This window comes from Streptomyces luteireticuli (assembly GCF_041519305.1).
Lineage (GTDB): Bacteria > Actinomycetota > Actinomycetes > Streptomycetales > Streptomycetaceae > Streptomyces > Streptomyces luteireticuli.
In genome coordinates, this window is record NZ_CP167927.1 from 3,412,205 (window position 1) to 3,433,019 (window position 20,815).

18 protein-coding genes and 1 tRNA gene are annotated in these 20,815 nt (G+C 73.1%); 15 read left to right on the top strand and 4 right to left on the bottom strand.

Annotated features, from left to right (window positions below; genetic code table 11):
* Positions 1 to 4: 4 nt before the first annotated feature.
* The 6 genes from AB8735_RS14990 (at position 5) to glmS (ending at position 7,517) form a co-directional block, all read left to right on the top strand.
* On the top strand, positions 5 to 2,116 hold the full coding sequence (locus tag AB8735_RS14990; protein ID WP_344030156.1) for a biotin carboxylase N-terminal domain-containing protein: 2,112 nt from the start codon (positions 5 to 7) through the stop codon (positions 2,114 to 2,116).
* Positions 2,113 to 3,051, top strand: a complete 939-nt coding sequence (locus tag AB8735_RS14995) for a hydroxymethylglutaryl-CoA lyase (RefSeq protein ID WP_372407819.1) — start codon at positions 2,113 to 2,115, stop codon at positions 3,049 to 3,051. The genes AB8735_RS14990 and AB8735_RS14995 overlap by 4 nt, the downstream gene beginning before the upstream one ends.
* Positions 3,052 to 3,060: 9 nt before the next feature.
* Complete coding sequence (locus tag AB8735_RS15000) at positions 3,061 to 4,221, top strand: acyl-CoA dehydrogenase family protein (protein WP_344030407.1); 1,161 nt, start codon at positions 3,061 to 3,063, stop codon at positions 4,219 to 4,221.
* Between the two features lie 117 nt (positions 4,222 to 4,338).
* The gene (locus AB8735_RS15005) at positions 4,339 to 5,244 is read left to right on the top strand and encodes a DUF4429 domain-containing protein (RefSeq protein ID WP_344030162.1); all 906 of its coding nucleotides are present in this window, start codon (positions 4,339 to 4,341) and stop codon (positions 5,242 to 5,244) included.
* An 87-nt stretch (positions 5,245 to 5,331) separates the two neighbouring features.
* Positions 5,332 to 5,607 carry a hypothetical protein gene (locus tag AB8735_RS15010; protein ID WP_344030165.1) on the top strand — a complete coding sequence of 92 codons (276 nt, stop codon included), beginning with the start codon at positions 5,332 to 5,334 and terminating at the stop codon, positions 5,605 to 5,607.
* Positions 5,608 to 5,696: 89 nt separating this feature from the next.
* The gene (gene glmS / locus AB8735_RS15015; protein WP_344030168.1) at positions 5,697 to 7,517 is read left to right on the top strand and encodes a glutamine--fructose-6-phosphate transaminase (isomerizing); all 1,821 of its coding nucleotides are present in this window, start codon (positions 5,697 to 5,699) and stop codon (positions 7,515 to 7,517) included.
* A 322-nt stretch (positions 7,518 to 7,839) separates the two neighbouring features.
* On the opposite strand, the gene AB8735_RS15020 is transcribed toward glmS, so the two are convergent.
* A complete protein-coding gene (locus AB8735_RS15020) occupies positions 7,840 to 8,361 on the bottom strand; it encodes a universal stress protein (RefSeq protein WP_344030171.1) in 522 nt (173 codons plus the stop codon).
* Between the two features lie 441 nt (positions 8,362 to 8,802).
* Here AB8735_RS15020 and AB8735_RS15025 point away from each other — a divergent pair, with 441 nt between their 5' ends.
* The 8 genes from AB8735_RS15025 (at position 8,803) to AB8735_RS15060 (ending at position 16,688) form a co-directional block, all read left to right on the top strand.
* Positions 8,803 to 9,162, top strand: a complete 360-nt coding sequence (locus AB8735_RS15025; protein ID WP_344030174.1) for a hypothetical protein — start codon at positions 8,803 to 8,805, stop codon at positions 9,160 to 9,162.
* Between the two features lie 367 nt (positions 9,163 to 9,529).
* Entirely contained in the window at positions 9,530 to 10,873 is a 1,344-nt protein-coding gene (locus AB8735_RS15030; protein WP_372407822.1) for a GlxA family transcriptional regulator, read from the top strand.
* Between the two features lie 5 nt (positions 10,874 to 10,878).
* On the top strand, positions 10,879 to 11,484 hold the full coding sequence (gene orn / locus AB8735_RS15035; RefSeq protein WP_344030180.1) for an oligoribonuclease: 606 nt from the start codon (positions 10,879 to 10,881) through the stop codon (positions 11,482 to 11,484).
* 107 nt (positions 11,485 to 11,591) lie between these two features.
* Positions 11,592 to 11,664, top strand: a tRNA-His gene (locus AB8735_RS15040).
* Between the two features lie 290 nt (positions 11,665 to 11,954).
* A complete protein-coding gene (locus AB8735_RS15045; RefSeq protein WP_372407824.1) occupies positions 11,955 to 13,283 on the top strand; it encodes an ABC transporter substrate-binding protein in 1,329 nt (442 codons plus the stop codon).
* Positions 13,280 to 14,278 carry a carbohydrate ABC transporter permease gene (locus AB8735_RS15050; RefSeq protein ID WP_372407826.1) on the top strand — a complete coding sequence of 333 codons (999 nt, stop codon included), beginning with the start codon at positions 13,280 to 13,282 and terminating at the stop codon, positions 14,276 to 14,278. Before AB8735_RS15045 ends, AB8735_RS15050 begins: the two co-directional genes overlap by 4 nt.
* Positions 14,279 to 14,287: 9 nt before the next feature.
* Positions 14,288 to 15,157 carry a carbohydrate ABC transporter permease gene (locus AB8735_RS15055; protein ID WP_344030189.1) on the top strand — a complete coding sequence of 290 codons (870 nt, stop codon included), beginning with the start codon at positions 14,288 to 14,290 and terminating at the stop codon, positions 15,155 to 15,157.
* Positions 15,158 to 15,209: 52 nt separating this feature from the next.
* On the top strand, positions 15,210 to 16,688 hold the full coding sequence (locus AB8735_RS15060; protein ID WP_372407827.1) for a GH1 family beta-glucosidase: 1,479 nt from the start codon (positions 15,210 to 15,212) through the stop codon (positions 16,686 to 16,688).
* Here AB8735_RS15060 and AB8735_RS15065 read toward each other — a convergent pair.
* The gene (locus tag AB8735_RS15065) at positions 16,612 to 17,481 is read right to left on the bottom strand and encodes a spermidine synthase (RefSeq protein WP_372407829.1); all 870 of its coding nucleotides are present in this window, start codon (positions 17,479 to 17,481) and stop codon (positions 16,612 to 16,614) included. The two genes, AB8735_RS15060 and AB8735_RS15065, sit on opposite strands and share 77 nt — an antisense overlap.
* A gap of 47 nt (positions 17,482 to 17,528) precedes the next feature.
* On the bottom strand, positions 17,529 to 18,002 hold the full coding sequence (locus AB8735_RS15070) for a hypothetical protein (protein ID WP_344030199.1): 474 nt from the start codon (positions 18,000 to 18,002) through the stop codon (positions 17,529 to 17,531).
* Between the two features lie 288 nt (positions 18,003 to 18,290).
* Between AB8735_RS15070 and AB8735_RS15075 the strand changes: the two genes are divergently transcribed.
* A complete protein-coding gene (locus tag AB8735_RS15075; protein WP_372407831.1) occupies positions 18,291 to 19,667 on the top strand; it encodes a tetratricopeptide repeat protein in 1,377 nt (458 codons plus the stop codon).
* A 528-nt stretch (positions 19,668 to 20,195) separates the two neighbouring features.
* On the opposite strand, the gene AB8735_RS15080 is transcribed toward AB8735_RS15075, so the two are convergent.
* Positions 20,196 to 20,789, bottom strand: coding sequence for a histidine phosphatase family protein (locus tag AB8735_RS15080; protein ID WP_372407832.1), 594 nt, complete (start codon positions 20,787 to 20,789; stop codon positions 20,196 to 20,198).
* Positions 20,790 to 20,815: the final 26 nt, after the last annotated feature.

The following is a 20,815-nucleotide window of genomic DNA, read 5'->3' on the forward strand; positions in this document are numbered from 1 at the left end:
GACCATGTTCGAGAGTGTCCTGGTCGCCAACCGCGGCGAGATCGCCGTCCGGGTCATCCGCACCCTGCGCGAGCTCGGCGTCCGCTCGGTCGCCGTCTTCAGCGACGCGGACGCCGACGCCCGGCATGTGCGCGAGGCCGACACGGCCGTCCGCATCGGCCCGGCCTCCGCCGCCGAGAGCTATCTGTCCATGGAGCGGCTGCTGGACGCCGCCGCGCGCACCGGTGCGCAGGCCGTCCACCCCGGCTACGGCTTCCTCGCGGAGAACGCCGCGTTCGCCCGCGCCTGCGAGGCGGCCGGGCTGGTCTTCCTCGGCCCGCCCGCCGCCGCGATCGAGCTGATGGGCGACAAGATCCGGGCGAAGGAGACGGTGCGCGCCGCGGGCGTGCCCGTCGTCCCCGGCTCCTCGGGCAGCGGCCTGTCCGACGCCGAACTGACCGCCGCCGCGCGGGAGATCGGCATGCCCGTGCTGCTGAAGCCGTCCGCCGGCGGCGGCGGCAAGGGCATGCGCCTCGTGCGCGACGAGGCATTGCTCGGCGAGGAGATCGCCGCCGCCCGGCGCGAGGCGCGCGGCTCCTTCGGCGACGACACCCTCCTGGTGGAGCGCTGGATCGACCGCCCGCGCCACATCGAGATCCAGGTCCTCGCCGACGCCCGGGGGAATGTCGTCCACCTCGGCGAGCGCGAGTGCTCGCTCCAGCGCCGCCACCAGAAGATCGTCGAGGAGGCGCCGAGCGTCCTGCTGGACGAGGCCACCCGGGCCTCGATGGGCGCCGCCGCCGTCCAGGCGGCCCGCTCCTGCGGCTACACGGGCGCGGGCACGGTGGAGTTCATCGTCCCCGGCAACGACCCCTCGTCCTACTACTTCATGGAGATGAACACCCGCCTCCAGGTCGAGCACCCGGTCACCGAGCTGGTCACCGGCCTGGACCTGGTGGAGTGGCAGCTCCGGGTCGCCGCCGGCGAGCGGCTCCCCTTCGCCCAGGAGGACGTCACCCTCACCGGCCACGCGGTCGAGGCCCGGCTCTGCGCGGAGGTCCCGGCCCGGGGCTTCCTGCCCTCGGCGGGCACGGTGGTGGCCCTCCACGAGCCCGAGGGCCCCGGCGTCCGGGTGGATTCGGGCCTCACCGTGGGCACGGAGGTCGGGACGTCCTACGACCCGATGCTCGCCAAGGTCATCGCCCACGGCCCGGACCGCGCCACGGCGCTCCGCCGCCTGCGGGCGGCCCTGGCCTCGACGACGGTCCTCGGCCTGGAGACCAACACCGGCTTCCTGCGCCGCTTGTTGGCCCACCCGGCCGTCGTCTCCGGCGACCTGGACACGGGCCTGGTGGACCGGGACGGGGCCGCGCTGGCCGCGGAGTCCGTCCCGGACGAGGTCTATGCGGCGGCGGCACTGCGCCGCCATGCGGCGCTGTCCCCCTCCCCCACGGATGGCTGGACGGACCCGTTCTCGCTCCCGGCCGGCTGGCGCCTGGGTGGCGAACCGGCGTGGACGCAGCACCACTTGCGGGTGCCCGGCCACGACCCGGTGACGGTACGGGTACGGGGTCTGGCGACGGAGGCGCAGGTACTGCTGGACGGGCCTCAGGGCTCACCGGCTCCCGCCGACGACACCGCCCGGCCCACCCCGGGGCCCGGGGGCCTGCCCCCGGTCACGGGAAGGGGCGGGGTGGGGGAAATCCTGCACGGACACCCCGTGCGGGCCCGCCTCCTGCCCACCGCCCCCGGCCGTCTCACCCTCGAAGTCGCCGGGCGCACCCACACCTTCACCACCGACCCGGCAGGGACCTGGCTCGGCCGCGACGGCGACACCTGGCGCGTCACCGACCACGACCCCGTCACCGCCCGCTCCGCCGGAGCCGCCGCCCACGCGGGTGCGCTCACCGCGCCCATGCCCGGCACGGTCACCGTCGTGAAGGCCGCCGTCGGCGACGCCGTCACCGCCGGCCAGAGCCTCCTGGTCGTGGAGGCCATGAAGATGGAGCACGTCATCTCCGCGCCCCACGACGGCACGGTGACCGAGCTCGACGTCACCCCCGGCAGCACGGTCGCCATGGACCAGGTGCTCGCCGTGGTCGCCCCCGCACCCACGGACAGCGTGGAGGAGTCATGACCGCCGGCCTGCCCATGCCCGTACCTGACCCGGATCTGCCCCGCCGCGTCCGCATCCACGAGGTCGGCGCCCGCGACGGCCTGCAGAACGAGAAGGCCGTCGTCCCCACCGAGGTGAAGGCGGAGTTCATCCACCGCCTCGCCGCCGCCGGCCTGGACACCGTCGAGGCGACCAGCTTCGTCCACCCGGAGCGCGTGCCTCAACTCGCCGACGCGGACGAGCTGTTGCCCCTGATCGAGGACGTCGGCGTCCGGCTCCCCGTCCTCGTGCCCAACGAGCGCGGCCTGGACCGCGCCCTCGCCCTGGGCGCCCGGGAGATCGCCGTCTTCGGCAGCACCACCGAGTCGTTCGCCAAGGCCAACATCAACCGCACGGTCGACGAGTCGCTGACGATGTTCGAGCCGGTCGTGGCCCGGGCCAAGGACGCCGGCCTCCGGGTCCGCGGCTATCTGTCCATGTGCTTCGGCGACCCCTGGGAAGGGCCGGTGCCCATCGGCCAGGTCCTGGCCGTCGGCCGCCGCCTGCTCGACCTCGGCTGTGACGAGCTGAGCCTCGGCGACACCATCGGCGTCGCCACCCCGGGCCATGTCACCGCCCTGCTCCGGGCGTTCGAGGAAGCGGGCGTACCCGCCGGCCGCCTCGCCGTGCACTTCCACGACACCTACGGCCAGGCCCTGGCCAACACCCTCGCGGCCCTGCGGCACGGCGTGACCACCGTCGACGCCTCCGCCGGCGGCCTCGGGGGCTGCCCGTACGCGAAGAGCGCCACCGGAAACCTCGCCACGGAGGATCTCGTGTGGATGCTCGACGGCCTCGGCATCACCACCGGGGTAGATCTCGGCCGCCTCGCCGCCACAAGCGTGTGGATGGCCGGCCACCTGGGTCGGCCCAGTCCGTCCCGCACCGTTCGCGCCATCTCCCACCAGGAGTCCTGAGCCATGCCGCTGGACCACCGCCTCACCCCAGAACACGAGGAACTCCGCCGCACCGTCGAGGAGTTCGCCCACGACGTGGTCGCCCCCAAGATCGGGGAGTACTACGAGCACCATGAGTTCCCCTACGAGATCGTCCGCGAGATGGGCCGCATGGGCCTGTTCGGCCTGCCGTTCCCCGAGGAGTACGGCGGGATGGGCGGGGACTATCTGGCCCTCGGCCTCGCCCTGGAGGAGCTGGCCCGGGTCGACTCCTCGGTGGCGATCACCCTGGAGGCCGGGGTCTCCCTCGGCGCCATGCCCATCCACCGCTTCGGCACCGAGGAGCAGAAGCGCGAGTGGCTGCCGCGGCTGTGCTCCGGGGAGATCCTGGGCGCCTTCGGCCTGACCGAGCCTGAGTGCGGCTCGGACGCGGGCGGCACCCGCACCACCGCCCGCCTGGACGAGGCCACGGGCGAGTGGGTGATCAACGGCACCAAGTGCTTCATCACCAACTCGGGCACGGAGATCACGGGCCTGGTCACGGTCACCGCGGTCACCGGCCGCACCGAGGACGGCAAGCCGCTGATCTCCTCGATCATCGTCCCGTCGGGCACCCCCGGCTTCACGGTCGCACCCCCCTACTCCAAGGTCGGCTGGAACGCCTCGGACACCCGCGAGCTGTCCTTCTCCGACGTCCGCGTCCCCGCGGCCAATCTGCTGGGCGAACAGGGCCGCGGATACGCCCAGTTCCTGCGCATCCTCGACGAGGGCCGGATCGCCATCTCGGCCCTGGCCACCGGCCTCGCCCAGGGCTGTGTGGACGAGTCGCTGGCCTACGCGGGGACCCGGCGGGCCTTCGGCCGGCCGATCGGCTCCAACCAGGCCATCCAGTTCAAGATCGCCGACATGGAGATGCGGGCCCACACGGCGCGCCTCGCGTGGCGCGACGCGGCCTCGCGGCTGGTGCACGGCGAGCCCTTCAAGAAGGAGGCCGCGCTGGCCAAGCTCTACTCCTCCGAGATCGCGGTGGACAACGCCCGCGAGGCCACCCAGATCCACGGGGGCTACGGCTTCATGAACGAGTACCCGGTGGCCCGCATGTGGCGCGACGCCAAGATCCTGGAGATCGGGGAGGGCACCAGCGAGGTCCAGCGGATGCTGATCGCCCGGGAGTTGGGCCTGACAGGCTGAGGCCGTCCGGCGGGCCCGGCACCCGCCCGGCCCGCCGCGGCGCCGTACGGCCTGCACCGCCGCGGTGCCGTACGGCCTGCACCGCCGCGGTGCCGTACGGCCTGCGAGAATTCCCCCATGGCAGAGATCTTCCAGAAGGACGGCACCTGGACGTTCGACGGCACCGCGATAAGGATCGTCCCGGGCCGCGAGCGCGGGGTGCACCTGGTCCGCCAGACCCTGGGCGAACTGACCGTGCCCCTGCACGCCGTGGCCGGTGTCGCCTTCGAACCGGGCCGCAAGGGGGGCCGGCTCAGGCTGCGGCTGCGCGACGGCGCCGACCCGCTCTCCCAGGTGACCCGCGGCCGCATGCCGGACGCCGCCGATCCGTACCAGCTGCGGACCGAGCCGGACCGCTCCGGCGTCGCCGAGTACTTCGCGGAGGAGGTCCGCAACGCCCTGCTCCTGGAGCAGGTGCCGGACGGCCCCGCCGACCGCTATCTGCTGCCCGGCCCCGCCGTCCCGCTGGCCGTGGGCGCCGGGGACGGCACGGTCTCCTTCGACGGCGAACGCGTCCGCCTGGAGTGGAACTGGATCACCGACGACGGGAAGGCGTCCGGCGGCCCGCGCGAGATCCCGCTGTCCGACATCCGCGGCGTGGAGTGGCTGCCGGGCATCGGCCTGGAGAACGGCTATCTGCGCTTCGCCGTCCAGGGCTCGCCCCACCGGACCCCGGCCGAGCACGACCCCAACGCCGTCAAACTCTTCGGCTTCAAGAAGGACGGGCTGATGGCCCTGGTGGGCGCCGCGGTGGTGGCCCGCCTCCCGCACCCGTCCGCCCAGCAGCCGCTGCCGGCCCTCCTCCCCGCGCCGGAGCCGTCGCCCGCCCGGGAGCCGGACCTCGTCAAGCGGCCGGCCCCGGCCGACGACGACCACGACACCCTGCTGCGCCGGCTGCGCGAGCTGGGTGAGCTGCACCACTCCGGAGTCCTCACCGATGAGGAGTTCGCCACCGCGAAGCAGGCGATTCTCCAGCGTTTCTGACCAAATCCCCTCCTCCTTCCCTCAAGGCTTGCCCGAATTCGGGCAGGATTCTTGCGGAAGACGGCTTCCACCCCTCAGTATCGACGGGTGCTCGAACGCCGTACGTCTCATGACGACCTGGTTGACCACCTGGTGCGCAGCACGCCGCTCCAGCGCGGCGAGGCCGCCCGGGTGGTCCTGGACGTCCTGGCGTACTTCGACGAGACGGCCGAGGAGTTCGTCCGCCGCCGCCACCGCGAACTGCAGGCGGGCGGCCTGACCAACGCCGAGATCTTCGCCAGGATCTCGGCCGAGCTGCCGCACCGCGCGGTGGCACCGCCCGAACTCTCCCTGCGCCAGCTCCGCCGCATCGTCTACGGCTGAGCGGGCCGGCCGCGCCGGGACCACGGCGCAAGGGCGGCTCCTGCCGCCACCGGGCATCCATGAACTTTCTGTACGGGAGGCACATCACCATGTGTGGAATCGTCGGTTACATCGGCAAGCGCGATGTCGCCCCGCTGCTGCTGGAAGGGCTCCAGCGCCTGGAGTACCGCGGTTACGACTCCGCCGGCATCGCCCTGCACGCGAGCGGCAAGACCGGCGGTCTGAAGACCGCGAAGGCCAAGGGCCGCGTCCGCGAGCTGGAGTCCCGCCTCCCCAAGCGCTTCAACGGCACCACCGGCATCGCCCACACCCGCTGGGCCACCCACGGCGCGCCCAACGACATCAACGCGCACCCGCACATGGACGGCGCCGAGACCGTCGCGGTCGTCCACAACGGCATCATCGACAACGCCTCCGAGCTGCGCGCCCGGCTGACGGCCGAGGGCATCGCCTTCGTCTCCGACACCGACACCGAGGTCCTCGCCCACCTCATCGGCCGCTCCCAGGCCGCCACCCTGGAGGAGAAGGTCCGCGAGGCCCTCCGGCACATCGAGGGCACCTACGGCATCGCCGTACTGCACGCCGACTTCCCGGACCGCATCGTCGTCGCCCGCAACGGCTCCCCGGTCGTGCTGGGCATCGGTGAGAAGGAGATGTTCGTCTCCTCCGACGTCGCCGCCCTGGTCAGCCACACCCGCCAGGTCGTGACCCTGGACGACGGCGAGATGGCCACGCTGAAGGCCGACGACTACCGCACGTACACCACCGAGGGCTCCTCCACCTCGTCCCAGCCGACCACCGTGGAGTGGGAGGCCGAGTCGTACGACATGGGCGGCCACGACACGTACATGCACAAGGAGATCCACGAGCAGGCCGACGCCGTGGACCGCGCCCTGCGCGGCCGCATCGACGACCGCTTCTCCACCGTGCACCTGGGCGGCCTCAACCTGGACGCCCGTGACGCCCGCGCGGTGCGCCGGGTGAAGATCCTGGGCTGCGGCACCTCGTACCACGCCGGCCAGATCGGCGCCCAGATGATCGAGGAGCTGGCCCGGATCCCCGCCGACGCCGAGCCCGCCTCCGAGTTCCGCTACCGCAACCCGGTCGTGGACCCCGACACCCTCTACATCGCGGTGTCGCAGTCCGGCGAGACCTACGACGTGCTGGCCGCCGTCCAGGAGCTCAAGCGCAAGGGCGCCCGCGTCCTGGGCCTGGTGAACGTGGTCGGCTCCGCGATCGCCCGGGAGACCGACGGCGGCATCTACGTCCACGCCGGCCCCGAGGTCTGTGTCGTCTCCACCAAGTGCTTCACCAACATGGTGGTCTCCTTCGGCCTGCTCGCCCTGCACCTCGGCCGCACCCGGGACCTGTCGGTCGCCGACGGCAAGCGGATCATCGAGGGCCTGCGCAAGCTGCCCGCGCAGATCGAGGAGATCCTCGCGGGCGAGGAGCAGATCGAGAAGCTGTCCAAGGAGTACGCGGACGCCAAGTCGATGATGTTCATCGGCCGCGTCCGGGGCTACCCGGTGGCCCGCGAGGCCTCGCTGAAGCTCAAGGAGGTCTCGTACATCCACGCCGAGGCCTACCCGGCCTCCGAGCTCAAGCACGGCCCCCTGGCGCTGATCGAGCCCGCGATGCCGACCGTGGCGATCGTCCCGGACGACGACCTGCTGGAGAAGAACCGCGCCGCGCTCGAGGAGATCAAGGCCCGCAGCGGCCGCATCCTCGCCGTCGCGCACCAGGAGCAGGAGAAGGCCGACCACACCATCGTCGTGCCGAAGAACGAGGACGAGCTGGACCCGATCCTGATGGGCATCCCGCTCCAGCTGTTCGCCTACTACACCGCCAAGGCGATGGGCCGCGACATCGACAAGCCGCGCAACCTCGCGAAGTCCGTGACGGTCGAGTAGTCCTCGGCTCCCCGACCCGCCGCGAGCCCTCGGCCCGACCTGTCCTCGGGCCGAGTCCGAAGGGACGGATCTCCCCGCGCGTGCCACCGAACGCGCGGGGAGACCGCCTCTCCGGTGCCGGCGTCACCCTCACGCCGGCGGTGATGCCACCGGTCACGGGAACCGTCACCTCCCGCCCGGCAGCAGGGTCTGCCGGTGTAGTACCCGGGGGAGAGGCGCCATGCACTCCTACGCATGAGTAGATTGCACGGGGCATCGGCCCCGGACCGCCGCACCGCCCTTACGGGCGGCGGCAGTTGATACCGCGTGGGAAACGTCCCTGCTACGGGATGACGACGACGGGCCGCTGCGCCCGGCGCGCCAGCCGCCCCGCGACCGAGCCGAAGATCCGGCCGACGATGCCATGGGTGGAGCCGACCACGATCGCGTCGGCCGCGTACTCGCGCCCGACCTCTTCCAGTTCGTGGCAGATGTCGCCACCGCGCTCGACGAGGATCCAGGGCACCTCGGAGAGGTGGTCGGCACAGGCCAGCTCCAGCCCCAGCACCTCGGTGCGGTGGTCCGGGACGTCCACGAAGACCGGCGGCTCACAGCCCGCCCAGACGGTCGTCGGCAGCCGGTTGGCCACATGAACGATGATCAGCCCCGAGCCGGAGCGCCGGGCCATGCCGATTGCATACGCAAGCGCTCGCTCGCTCGACGTGGAGCCGTCGAAGCCCACCACGACACCGTGCTGGAACGCCGGATCGCAGGAATGACGTGTTTCTTCCGCCGCTTCGGGAAGCGCCGTCTGATCGGCGATCCGCTTGCGGTCCGCGGGTTCGGAGAATTCGTGACCGGCCATCGGTGTCTCGGCGAAGGGAGTCCTCGTACGGAGGGGCGATCGGTGGGCTGGCTTGCGGGTCGCGCCGTGTGCCGCACCGGGGCGGGTGGCGTCAGAACGGCGACAAAAATCCGTCCGGGATTCATCTTTTCAAGGACTTACCCCCCAGGGTAAGGCCCGGCACGACGGGCGCCCAGGGTCCGGTCGTCCCCGGCGGCCGGAAGGAGCCGGCCGACGCCGGACGGCCCCCGGACCCGGCGGATCCCCGGCGGACGGTGCTCGGCACTCGGTGTCCCCCTCGACGGGCGTGACGGCTGACGGGTGAGCGTTCCCCGGAGCATGCACGAGGGCCGCCCGGAGCGCAATGCCCCCTTGGCCCCTACCCCTGCCCACTCCCCCAGTGACCCACACGCCCGGCCGGCGTTGTACTACCGCCAGCAGCCGCCGCCAGGGAGCCGCTCCGTGCCCGGAACCCGTGATGACGCCCACGACGACGACACCGAGAGGGAATCGCCCGATCCGGTGAGCGACGTGGTCCGCTGGGCGGCGTTCAGCTGCGCCCTGGTGCCCGTTGTGCTGCTGATGTGCGGTCAGTCCCTCGGCGGCGCCGCGGGCAGCGCGGCCGGCCTGGTGGCGGTCACCTGCGCCTGCCGGGCCCTGCTGCGCCGGTCCGAGCGCGCGGCCGGGCGCGCCGTCCGCACCGGACGGCTCGCGGGCGGGCCCGCCGAACAGTCCGTCCCGCACCGGGGCCGGCACGGCCGTACGGGGAGCGGTACGCACCGCGGCTCCCGGCACGCGGGCACCAGTACGCCCCTCGACTGATTTTTTGTACGACGACACCCGTATGTTTTCGGCCAACTTCAGGCCGAAGGCCCTCGCTTGGCCTGACCAGCCCCCAACAGCCGGGCGACCAGCAAGGAAAGGACCGCTGAGGGCGGTTGCACCCTACGGGGATTGGGCAGTGGCGAGAGGCGTACTTTTCACCGGGGCCTGCAAGTGCAACGCTTCGTGATCGAACGCTTCGCGCCAAGTTGTCATGTCGACATAGAGCCGGGTGGTGAACTGGTCACCGCGACTACATCCGACACAGTAGATTCGATCTTGGCCATGACCGGCGGGGGAACCGTTCAGGACCGAGGGGAAACGTGCAGGACCGAGAGGACTCGACCGCCGAGGGGGGCTTAGCGCCATGAGCCAGGACTCCACGACCGTACCGGAGACCGTGCGCAAGCTCTCCGGACGCCGCCGCCGGGAGATCGTTGCCGTATTGCTGTTCAGCGGCGGCCCGATCTTCGAAAGCTCCATTCCGCTCTCCGTATTCGGGATCGACCGGCAGGACGCCGGAGTTCCCCGCTACCGCCTGCTGGTCTGCGCAGGCGAAGATGTGCCATTGCGAACAACCGGCGGTCTGGAACTGACCGCCCCGTACGGCCTGGAGGCCCTCTCCAGGGCCGGCACCGTCGTCGTACCGGCCTGGCGGTCCATCACCCAGCCACCGCCACCGGCCGCCCTCGACGCACTGCGCCGGGCCCACGAGGAGGGAGCCCGCATCGTCGGGCTGTGCACCGGTGCCTTCGTACTGGCAGCCGCGGGACTGCTCGACGGCAGACCCGCCACGACCCATTGGATGTACGCGCCGACGCTCGCCAAGCGCTACCCCTCGGTCCATGTGGACCCCAGGGAGCTCTTCGTGGACGACGGTGACGTCCTGACCTCGGCGGGCACCGCCGCGGGCATCGACCTGTGCCTGCACATCGTCCGCACCGACCACGGCGCCGACGCGGCGGGGGCCCTGGCCCGCCGGCTCGTCGTGCCCCCGCGCCGCAGCGGCGGGCAGGAGCGCTACCTCGACCGTTCTTTACCCGAGGAGATCGGCGCCGACCCGCTCGCCGAGGTCGTCGCCTGGGCACTGGAGCACCTCCACGAGCAGTTCGACGTGGAGACCCTGGCCGCCCGCGCCTATATGAGCCGGCGCACCTTCGACCGCAGATTCCGCTCGCTCACCGGCAGCGCACCGCTCCAGTGGCTGATCACCCAGCGGGTGCTCCAGGCCCAGCGGCTGCTGGAGACCTCCGACTACTCCGTGGACGAGGTCGCCGGGCGCTGCGGTTTCCGTTCGCCCGTCGCCCTGCGCGGCCACTTCCGCCGGCAACTGGGGTCCTCCCCGGCCGCCTACCGGGCGGCCTACCGGGCACGGCGGCCGCAGGGCGGGCCCGACGGCCGGCCGGACCGGCCCGAGCGGGCGGACCGTACGGAGCGGGGCGAGCGCTTCCCGGGGGCGGAGCCGGTCGAGCCCCGGTCCGGGGAGGCAGCGGTCATGGGCATGAGACGGAGCGCCCTGGCCGCCGCGCACGCCGTCACCGGCGCACCGCTCGGCGGTGACCGGCACCACGGGCACGGTGGACACACCGGGCACGGGGTACCGGTCGGCCACGGCATCGGCCACGGGCCGAGCGCCGTGGAACCGGGCAAACCGGAATCCGATCTCTACAGCCCTCACCTGCCCGGCCAGCGGGAACGCCCCGTAGGGTGAGTTCCATGAACGATCGCATGGTGTGGATCGACTGCGAGATGACCGGGCTCTCGCTGTCGTCCGACGCGCTCATCGAGGTGGCCGCCCTGGTCACCGACTCGGAGCTGAACATCCTCGGCGACGGTGTGGACATCGTCGTCCGCCCGCCCGCCGAGGCCCTCACCACCATGCCCGAGGTGGTGCGCCAGATGCACACGGCCTCCGGGCTGCTCGCCGAGCTGGACGGCGGGACGACGCTCGAGGAAGCGGAGCGGCAGGTCCTGGCGTACATCCGCGAGTACGTCCCGGAGCCGGGCAAGGCCCCGCTGTGCGGAAACTCGGTCAGCACCGACCGCGGTTTCCTCCTGCGGGACATGCCGGAGCTGGAGGCGCACATGCACTACCGCATCGTCGACGTCTCGTCGGTGAAGGAGCTGTCCCGCCGCTGGTACCCGAGGGCGTACTTCGCCAGCCCGAAGAAGAGCGGCAACCACCGGGCGCTCGCCGACATCCGTGAGTCGATCGCCGAGCTCCGCTACTACCGGGAGGCGATCTTCGTCCCGCAGCCCGGCCCGGACTCCGACACGGCGAAGGGGATCGCGGCGAAGCACGTCCTGCCTGTTCAGGGTTAGTGACGTAGCTCGCTCCCGGTTCGGCGAAAGCCGGGAGCGAGCACCCCTCCGGACCCTGTACACTTTTTCTCGGCCGGTGGGAAACACGGAAACAAACGCCGGACGTGGTGGGTATAGCTCAGCTGGTAGAGCACCTGGTTGTGGTCCAGGATGTCGCGGGTTCGAGTCCCGTTACTCACCCTGATCGACCCGAGGGCCCGGTCTGCGGAAGCAGACCGGGCCCTCGGCGTTGTGCCCGCCCTCTCCCCCTCCGCGCACCCCGACGCTCCGGGCCGCGCCTCCGGGCGCCCCGCCGCCGTCACGCAGTGCGTCCTTGACACTCCGCCAGGTTCCGGCAGAGTTTCCCGCACAGATCCGGAACGGCCCGCGCCGCACCCCCTCATGCCCGGCTCCGCCCGGTATGCAACCCAACGCCACATATGTGACGGGCGATTGGCCGGAGCGATGTGCCCGGGCACCTGGAGGACGCCATGCACAGCAGCGCGCACGGCCGGCGGCCGCGCCGGAGGGCGGCGGCCCGCGCCGCTGCCGCCGTGCTCGCCGCCGTACTCACCGTCGCGCTCGCCGCCGGGGCGCTCACCGGCTGCTCCGCTGAGGGGGACGACGGGCGGACCACGCTCTCGGTGGGCACCTTCGGGGTCTTCGGCTTCAAACAGGCCGGGCTCTACGCCGAGTACGAGCGGCTGCACCCGGACATCCGGATCAGGGAAAGCGTGATCGAGCGCAACGACACCTACTACCCCCAGTTCCTCACCCACCTGGTGACCGGCGGCGGACTGGCCGACGTCCAGGCCGTCGAGGTCGGCAACGTCCACGACCTGGCGCGGGACCTGGGCGACCGGCTCACCGACCTGTCCCGCGCGCCCGGCGTGCGCGCGGGCACCTGGCTCCCGTGGAAGTGGGCCCAGGCCACCGCCCCCGACGGCAGGACCGTCGGACTCGGCACGGACATCGGGCCGATCGCTGTCTGCTACCGCAAGGACCTCTTCCGGCGCGCCGGGCTGCCCACCGAACGGGCGGCCGTCGGCCGGCTCTGGGCCGGCGACTGGCGGAAGTACCTCGCCGTCGGCCGGGCCTACCGGGACCACGCCCCCGAGGGCACCGTCTTCACCGACTCGGCCGCCGGGATCTACAACGCCGCCATCCACGGCTACCCCGAGCGCTACTACGACCGCGCCGGACGGCCGCTGTACACCGGCGGACCGGCCGTCCGCGCCGCCTGGGACCTCGCCGTGCAGGCGGCCCGCGAGGGGCTGACCGCGCGGCTCAAGCAGTTCGAGAAGCCCTGGGACCAGGCGTACGCCAATGGGCGCTTCGCCGCCGTCGCCTGCCCGCCGTGGATGCTCGGCTACATCAAGGAGAAGGCCGGCGACGCGGGCCGCGGCCTCTGGGACGTGGCCGCCGCGCCCCGGCCCGCCAGCTGGGGCGGCTCCTTCCTCACCGTGCCCAGGGCGGCCCGGCACCGGGCCGCCGCCGTGGCCCTCGCCGCCTGGCTGACCGCGCCCGAGCAGCAGGCCCGGCTCTTCGAGCGGCAGGCCAGCTTCCCCTCCACCCCCGCCTCGTACGCCATGCCGCAGCTCCGGGGCGCCCGCAACGCCTACTTCGGCGACGCCCCCGTCGCGGAGATCTTCGCCGCGGCGGCCCGGCGGGCCCCCACCCTGGTGACCGGGGACCGGGAGCAGCAGATCGGGACCGCGTTCACCGACGTCGGCATCCCCCAGGTCGAACAGCAGGGCCGGGCGCCGGCGGCGGCCTGGGCGGCGACGCAGCAGGAGATCGAGAACGCGGTGGACGAATGACGGCCGCGCCCGCGACGACGGAACTCCCGCCCGGCCCCGCGGACCCCGGACCCGGGGAGCGCCCCGGCACGGCGGACCGGCGCACCGCCCGGCGCAGCCGCCGCTACCGCTGGGACGTGCGCTACAGCCCCTACGCCTTCGTGGCCCCGTTCTTCCTCTTCTTCGCGGCATTCGGGATCTTCCCCCTCCTGTGGACCGGCTGGGCCTCGCTGCACCGGATGGAGCTCACCGCCCCCGGCCGGGCCCGATGGGCCGGACTGCACAACTATCTGCGGCTGCTGGACGACGCGTTCTTCTGGAACGCCCTGGGCAACACCGCGGTCATCGGCGCCCTGTCGACCGTGCCCCAGCTGCTGATGGCCCTGGGGCTGGCGCACCTGCTGCACCACCGGCTGCGCGCCGCGACCTTCTGGCGGGTCGCGCTGCTCGCCCCCTACGCCACCTCGATCGCCGCGGCCACGCTGGTCTTCGTCCTCCTCTACGGGCGGGACTACGGCATGGTCAACTGGGCGCTGGGGCTGGCCGGGGCCGGGCCGGTGGACTGGCAGAACGGCACCTGGGCGGCGCGGGCCGCCGTCTCGTCGATCGTGATCTGGCGGTGGACGGGCTACAACGCGCTGATCTACCTGGCCGCCATGCAGGCGGTGCCGGATGAGCTGTACGAGTCGGCGGCGCTGGACGGGGCGTCGCGCCTCGCGCAGTTCCGGCATGTGACCGTGCCGGCGCTGCGGCCGACGATCCTCTTCACCGTCGTCGTCTCCACGATCGGGGCGACCCAGCTCTTCGGCGAACCGCTGCTGTTCGGCGGGGCGGGCGGGCAGAAGGGCGGGGCCTCGCACCAGTTCCAGACCCTGGGGCTGTATCTGTACGAACAGGGCTGGTTCAGCTTCCACTTGGGGCGCGCCTCGGCGGTGGCCTGGACCATGTTCGTGATCCTGCTGCTGGTCGCCGGGGCCGGCGGGCTCGTCGCCCGCCGGCTGCGCGAGGACGGGTGAGGAGCCGCCATGGGCACACGAGGAGGCGTGCGGAAAGGCAGGCGGGGACGGGCGGCCGGACGGCAGCTGCACGCCGGGCCCGCCACCTACGCGGTACTGGGGCTCTTCACCGCGGGCTCGCTGCTGCCCCTGCTGTGGACGGCCGTCGCCGCCTCGCGCGACAACACCCGGCTGGCGCACACCCCGCCGCCCCTCTGGTTCGGCCCGCACCTCGTCCGCAATCTGGGCATCGCCTGGGGCGAGGCCCGGCTGGGGCTCGCGGTGCTGAACACCGTGCTGGTGGCCGGGAGCGTCGCACTGGGCACCGTGCTCTTCTGCACCGTCGCCGGCTTCGCCTTCGCCAAGCTGCGCTTCCGGTTCAGGAACGTCCTGCTGGCGGCGGTGATCGGCACGATGATGGTGCCCCCGCAGCTCTCCGTCGTCCCCCTCTTCATGACCATGGCCCGGCTGGGGTGGACCGACCGGCTGCAGACCGTCGTCCTGCCCACGCTGGTCAGCGCGTTCGGCGTCTTCTTCATGCGGCAGTACCTGGCGGAGGCGCTGCCCACCGAGCTGATCGAGGCCGCCCGGACGGACGGGGCGAGCAGCCTGCGGATCGTGCGGCACGTGGTGCTGCCGGTGGCCCGGCCGGCGATGGCCGTGCTGGGGATGCTCTCCTTCGTCCAGGCGTGGAACGACTTCTTCTGGCCGGTGATCGCGCTGACCCAGGACAACCCCACCGTGCAGGTCGCGCTCACCGGGCTCGGGCGCGGCTACGTGCCCGACCAGGCCGTCGTCATGGCGGGGGCGCTGCTGGGGACGCTGCCCCTGCTGCTCGTGCTCGCCCTCTTCGGCCGCCACATCGTGGGCGGCATCATGCGCGGCGCGGTCAAGGGCTGACCGCCGTGCCTCTCCTGTCACTCGGCCCTCCCCTCGTCCATGGAGTGCTCCCATGCCCCTGACCTCCTTCCCGCCCGGCTTCGTCTGGGGCGCCGCCACCGCCGCCTACCAGGTGGAGGGAGCGGCGCACGTCGGCGACCGCACCCCTTCCATCTGGGACACCTTCTGCCGGACCCCCGGCAAGGTGCAGGGCGGCGACACCGGTGAGATCGCGACCGACCACTACCACCGGTTCCGCGAGGACGTCCGGCTGATGTCCGGACTCGGCCTCGGCGCCTACCGCTTCTCCGTCTCCTGGCCGCGCGTCCAGCCGACCGGGCGGGGCCCCGCATCGCAGCGCGGCCTCGACTTCTACCGGCGGCTCGTCGACGACCTCCTCGCCCACGGCATCCGGCCCGTACTGACCCTCTACCACTGGGACCTCCCCCAGGAGCTGGAGTCGGCCGGCGGCTGGCCCGGGCGCGGGACGGCGCAGCGCTTCGCCGACTACGCGCACCTGGTCGGGGAGGCGCTGGGCGACCGCGTCGGCTCCTGGACCACCCTCAACGAGCCCTGGTGCAGCGCCTTCCTGGGCTACGCGGCCGGGGTGCACGCCCCCGGGCGCACCGACGACGCGGACGCCCTGCGCGCGGCCCACCACCTCAATCTGGCGCACGGGCTGGGGGCACAGGCGCTGCGGGCCGTCCTGCCCCGGTCGGCGCGTATCTCCGTCGTCCTCAACCCCAACGACGTGCGGGCGCTGACTCCTTCGGCGGCCGACGCGGACGCGCGGCGGCGCATCGACGCGCTGTCCACCCGTATCTTCACGGGGCCCATGCTGCGCGGCGCGTACCCCGACGACCTGCTCACGGACACGGCCGGGATCACCGACTGGTCGTTCGTGCGCGACGGCGATCTGGACGTCATCAAGCACCCCCTCGACTGGCTGGGCATCAACTACTACACGCCGTCAGTGGTATCAGCCGCCACTGACAACCGCCCCTCACCTGGGCCTTCCGCCTATCCGGGGGCGCAGGGCGTCGCGTTCCACCAACCGCCGGGCGCCCGGACGGCGATGGACTGGACCGTCGATCCGTCCGGTCTGTACGAGCTGTTGATGCGCTTCGCGCGCGAGGCGCCCGGGCTGCCGCTCGCCGTGTCGGAGAACGGGGCGGCGTACGACGACAGGCCGGACGGGCAGGGAGCGGTGCACGACCCCGAGCGCGTCGCCTATCTGCGCGGCCATCTGGACGCGGTGCTGCGGGCGTTGGGGGACGGGGCGGATGTGTGGGGGTATTTCGTGTGGTCGCTGCTGGACAACTTCGAGTGGGCGTACGGGTACAGCAAGCGGTTCGGGATCGTGTACGTGGACTACGGGACGCTGGCGCGTACACCGAAGTCGAGTGCGCGGTGGTACCGGGATGTGGTGCGGACGGGGCGGCTGCCGATGGCGGGGCCGGGGCGGGGGCCGTCCGTCAGTGGAACACCGACGGCGGCGGCTCCGGTGAAGGGCGCGCGTCCGCGTCCGTCACCACAGCCGCCCCGCCCGTGAAGTCGTCCAGTTCGCGGCCGTGTTGGACGCGTCCCTGGTGCGGGTCCGTCGCGCAGCGGCGGGTCAGTTCGGCGACCGGCAGCGGGCGGTCCGCGGCGAGGAGCACCGCATTGCCGAACCGCTTCCCCCGCAGCACCGCCGGGTCGGCCGTCAGGCAGAGCTCCGGGAAGACCGTCCGCACGGTGGCGATCTGGGCCTTCACATGGGCGAGCGGGGGGCCGTCCGCGAGATTGGCCGCGTAGAAGCCGCCGGGCCGGAGCACCCGCCGCACCTCGCCGGCGAATTCGACGCTGGTCAGATGGGCCGGCGTCCGGGCGCCGGAGAAGACGTCGGCGATGATCAGGTCCGCCCAGTCGTCGGGCGTCCTGGCCAGGACCGCCCGGGCGTCCCCGCCGCGCACCCTGATCCGCCAGGCGGGATCGAGCGGCAGCTCACGGCGTACGAACTCGACGAGCGGCGCGTCGATCTCGACGACCTGCTGGACCGACCGCGGCCGGGTGGCGCCGACATAGCGGGCCAGGGTAAACGCGCCCCCGCCGAGATGGAGCACCTGGACCGGCTTCCCGGGCGGAGCGACCAGGTCCGCGATGTGGCCGAGCCGGCGCTGGTAGGAGAACTCCAGGTGGGTCGGGTCGTCGAGGTCGACATGGGACTGGGGCGCCCGGTCGATCAGCAGCGTCCGGCCGCGCGGCCGGTCGGGGTCCGGCTCCAGCTCCGCCACCCCGCCCGCCACCTGCGCGGTGACCGGCTCCGCGGCGCGCCCGCGCCCTGACCTCTGCTTTCCTCGTGCCACACGGAAATTATCGCCGCACAGAAATCATCGGCGCACGGAGCGCCGCCTCAGCGGCAGCGGTCGACGGCCTCGATCGTGCGGGCCGCCTCGCCGAGCGCCGCCCGGAGCACGACCGGATCGGTGGCCTCGGAGAAGGCGGCCTCCGGGGCGACCAGCCAGCCCGTGCCCGTGACAGGGGTCTCGTGCCGGCCGGCGCGGGCGCCCCGGCCGTACGCCTGGGTGCAGGCGCTGCCGGGCAGGTCCCAGGCCGCGGCGGTGCCGGCCGGGACGAGGAAGCCGAGGGTGTGGCAGTCCCCGTCGTGCAGCACGGGACCGACGCCGTCGCGCAGCCGGAGGATGTCCACCGCCTCCAGGCCCTGCCGGGCGGGCACGGTCACCAGGTCGCAGGGGGTGCTCTCGCCCGACGCCGCCCGGGACGGGCGCGGGACGGGGCCGTGTCCGTGCCGCGGCTGGTCGGGACGCGGCTGGTGAAGGGCCGCCACCGGCCGTGGGCCGACGATGTTCACTCCGGCTTCCGCCAAGGGAAACGCCTCCTCCGCACGTTTCGCTGCACCTGTCGCCGCCGCATCGTCCCCCGTCGGCGAGCGCTCGCTCATACGGTTCAACTCCCCTGCCCCGTCAACGGCTACGGCGCCACGCCGTCACAAAGGATGGCAGTTCATGGCGGATGGCGAGTGGGATATCCGTTTTGTAGGCAAACCGGACGTACTGGATTCCCCATAGCCGGTACGGTCGTCTCCGCCGCACGGCAGCACCACCGTCCGCCCCGGCACCCGGCGGGGCGGCAGTCGCCAGGAGAGGGCCAGGCCATGGCGTCGCCCCACGCGTCCCCGTCACCTCGTCCACCCCGACCCAACACGGCCTTCCGCACGCTGCGCGGGCAGCGTTCACCCGGGGAGTTCGCGGCCCTGGTACGCCGGGCGGCACGGGAGATCGGCGAGCAGGTCTCCTGCGACGCGCGCTACATCGGGCGCGTCGAGTCCGGCGAGATCCGCTGCCCCAACTACGCCTACGAGCGAGTCTTCCGGCATATGTTCCCCGGCCGGGAACCCGCGGACATGGGCTTCCTGCCCAGGGCGGCCGTACGGGGACGGGGGGCGCACAAGAGAGACGGTGCGCCGTCTGCACACATCGAGAGCCCCGCCGACGGCCGCACCTCCGGCGCCGACGGCACCAGCGACGAGGAGAGCGACGTGTTGCGTCGCGCGTTCATGACGGGCGGCACGGCCGCGGTGGCCGCCGTGTCCCTGGCGGGCGTCGCCGACGCCCGGCCCCGGCGGCACGCCGGCGAGGCGGAGGCCGCCGCGGTGGAGCAGGCCGTCCGGCGCATCCGGCTGCTCGACGACCGGCACGGCGCCGACGCGCTCTACCGGCGCGCGGCCCGGCCCCTGCGGGCGGCCTACGACCTGCTCGACGCGGAGACGCGGCGGCGGTCGGTCGCCGACCGGCTGCACACCGGCGCGGGCGAACTGGCGATCTCGGTCGGCTGGCTGGCGCACGACTCGGGGCGGTTCTCGGACGCGCGCTCGCACTACGCGGAGGCGCTCGCGACGGCGCGGCTCGCGGGGGATCCGGCGCTGGAGGCACACGCGTTCTGCAACACCGCGTTCCTGGCGCGGGACGCGGGGCGGCCGCGGGAGGCCGTACGGGCCGCGCAGGCCGCCCAGCAGGCGGGCCGCCGACTCGGCTCGGCACGGCTGATGTCCCTGCTGTCCCTCCGCGAGGCCGGCGGCTGGTCCCGGCTCGACGACCGCGCGGCGTGCGAGGCGGCGCTGCTGCGGGCGCGGTCGCTCTTCGACCGGGGCGTGAGCGACGCGGATCCCGAGTGGATGACGTTCTTCGGCGAGGCGGAGCTGGAGGGGCTGGAGGCACAGTGCTGGTCCGCGCTCGGCGACCGGGCGCGGGCGGTGGCGCACGGGGAGCGGGCCGTGGCGCTGGCGGATCCGCACTTCGCGCGGAACATCGCGCTGTACACGGCGCAGTTGGCGGACGACCTGGCGCAGGGCGGGGCGCCGGAGGCGGCTGCCGCCGCCGGGGGGCGGGTTCTGGAGTTGCTGGGGCAGGTGCAGTCGACTCGGATTCGGGGGATGCTCGGGTCTACTGTGCGGAGCCTTCGTCCGCATGGGGGGGATTCTTTTGTTGCGTCGTTTCTGACGCGGCATCAGCGGCTGCGGGCGTCGGCGTAGGGGGGGTCTGCCCCCGGCCCGCCCTTTCACCGTTTCTTCCGGGGGCTCCGCCCCCTCGGCCCGGCACCGCGCTGCCGCGCGGTGGGCGGGGCTGCGCCCCCTGCCCCCTGCTTCCGGGGCTCCGCCCCGGACCCCGTTTGTCGCGGCTCCGCCGCTCGTCCTCAAACGCCGGACAGGCTGGATGGCGCGCCCCCGCCTGAAATCTCACGCTTGAAATCCGGCCCGGGCGCGGAAATCAGCCCGGGCGCACACTTCAGCCCGTCCGGCGCTTGAGGACTGGGGGTGCCCCCTCTGGGGGAGCCCGCAGGGCGCTTCGGGGGGGCCAGGGGCGCAGCCCCGGTCAGGGCCCAACGGGCGCAACCCGAGCGGGGTCCAGGGGGCGTAGCCCCCGGTGGGGCGCAGGGGCGAAGCCCCGCCCACCCGCGCGAAGCGCGGGCCCGGCCTCCGCGCGCGGCAGCGCGCCAGCGGGGTCCCGCAGGGGCGCAGCCCCCTGCGAAAACGGATTAGGGCGGGGCGGGGAGCAACCCCCTACCCCAAATGCCCCGTATCGTTCCACCGCTCGATCGCCGGCTCCCCATACGCCCACCCCAGCACCGAAAGCGACGTCGGCTCCAGACGGACGCGCGCCGCGAAGGCGACGTCGTAGCCGAGCCAGCGGGCGGCGATCACGCGCAGGATGTGGCCGTGGGCGAAGACCAGGACGTCGCGGTCGGCCGAGCGGGCCCAGGTGACGACCTCGTCGGCCCGTGCCCCGACCTGGGCCAGGGTCTCGCCGCCGGGGACGCCGTCGCGCCAGATCAGCCAGCCGGGGCGCTGTGCCTTGATCTCGGCGGGGGTCATGCCCTCGTAGTCGCCGTAGTCGAACTCCATCAGCGCGTCCCAGTCGGCCGCCCGCTCGCCGAAGCCGGCGAGTTCGCAGGTCTCCTTGGCGCGGACGAGGGGGCTGGTGCGGACCTCGACGCCGGGCAGCGCGTCCCAGGGGGCGCGGTGCAGCCGCTCGCCGAGGAGCTTCGCGCCGCGCCGGCCCTCGTCGAGGAGCGGGATGTCCGTGCGGCCGGTGTGCTTGCCGGACAGTGACCACTCGGTCTGTCCGTGCCGGGCCAGCAGGATGCGCGGTGCCATGGGGAGGTCCCCTTCGGAAATCTCGG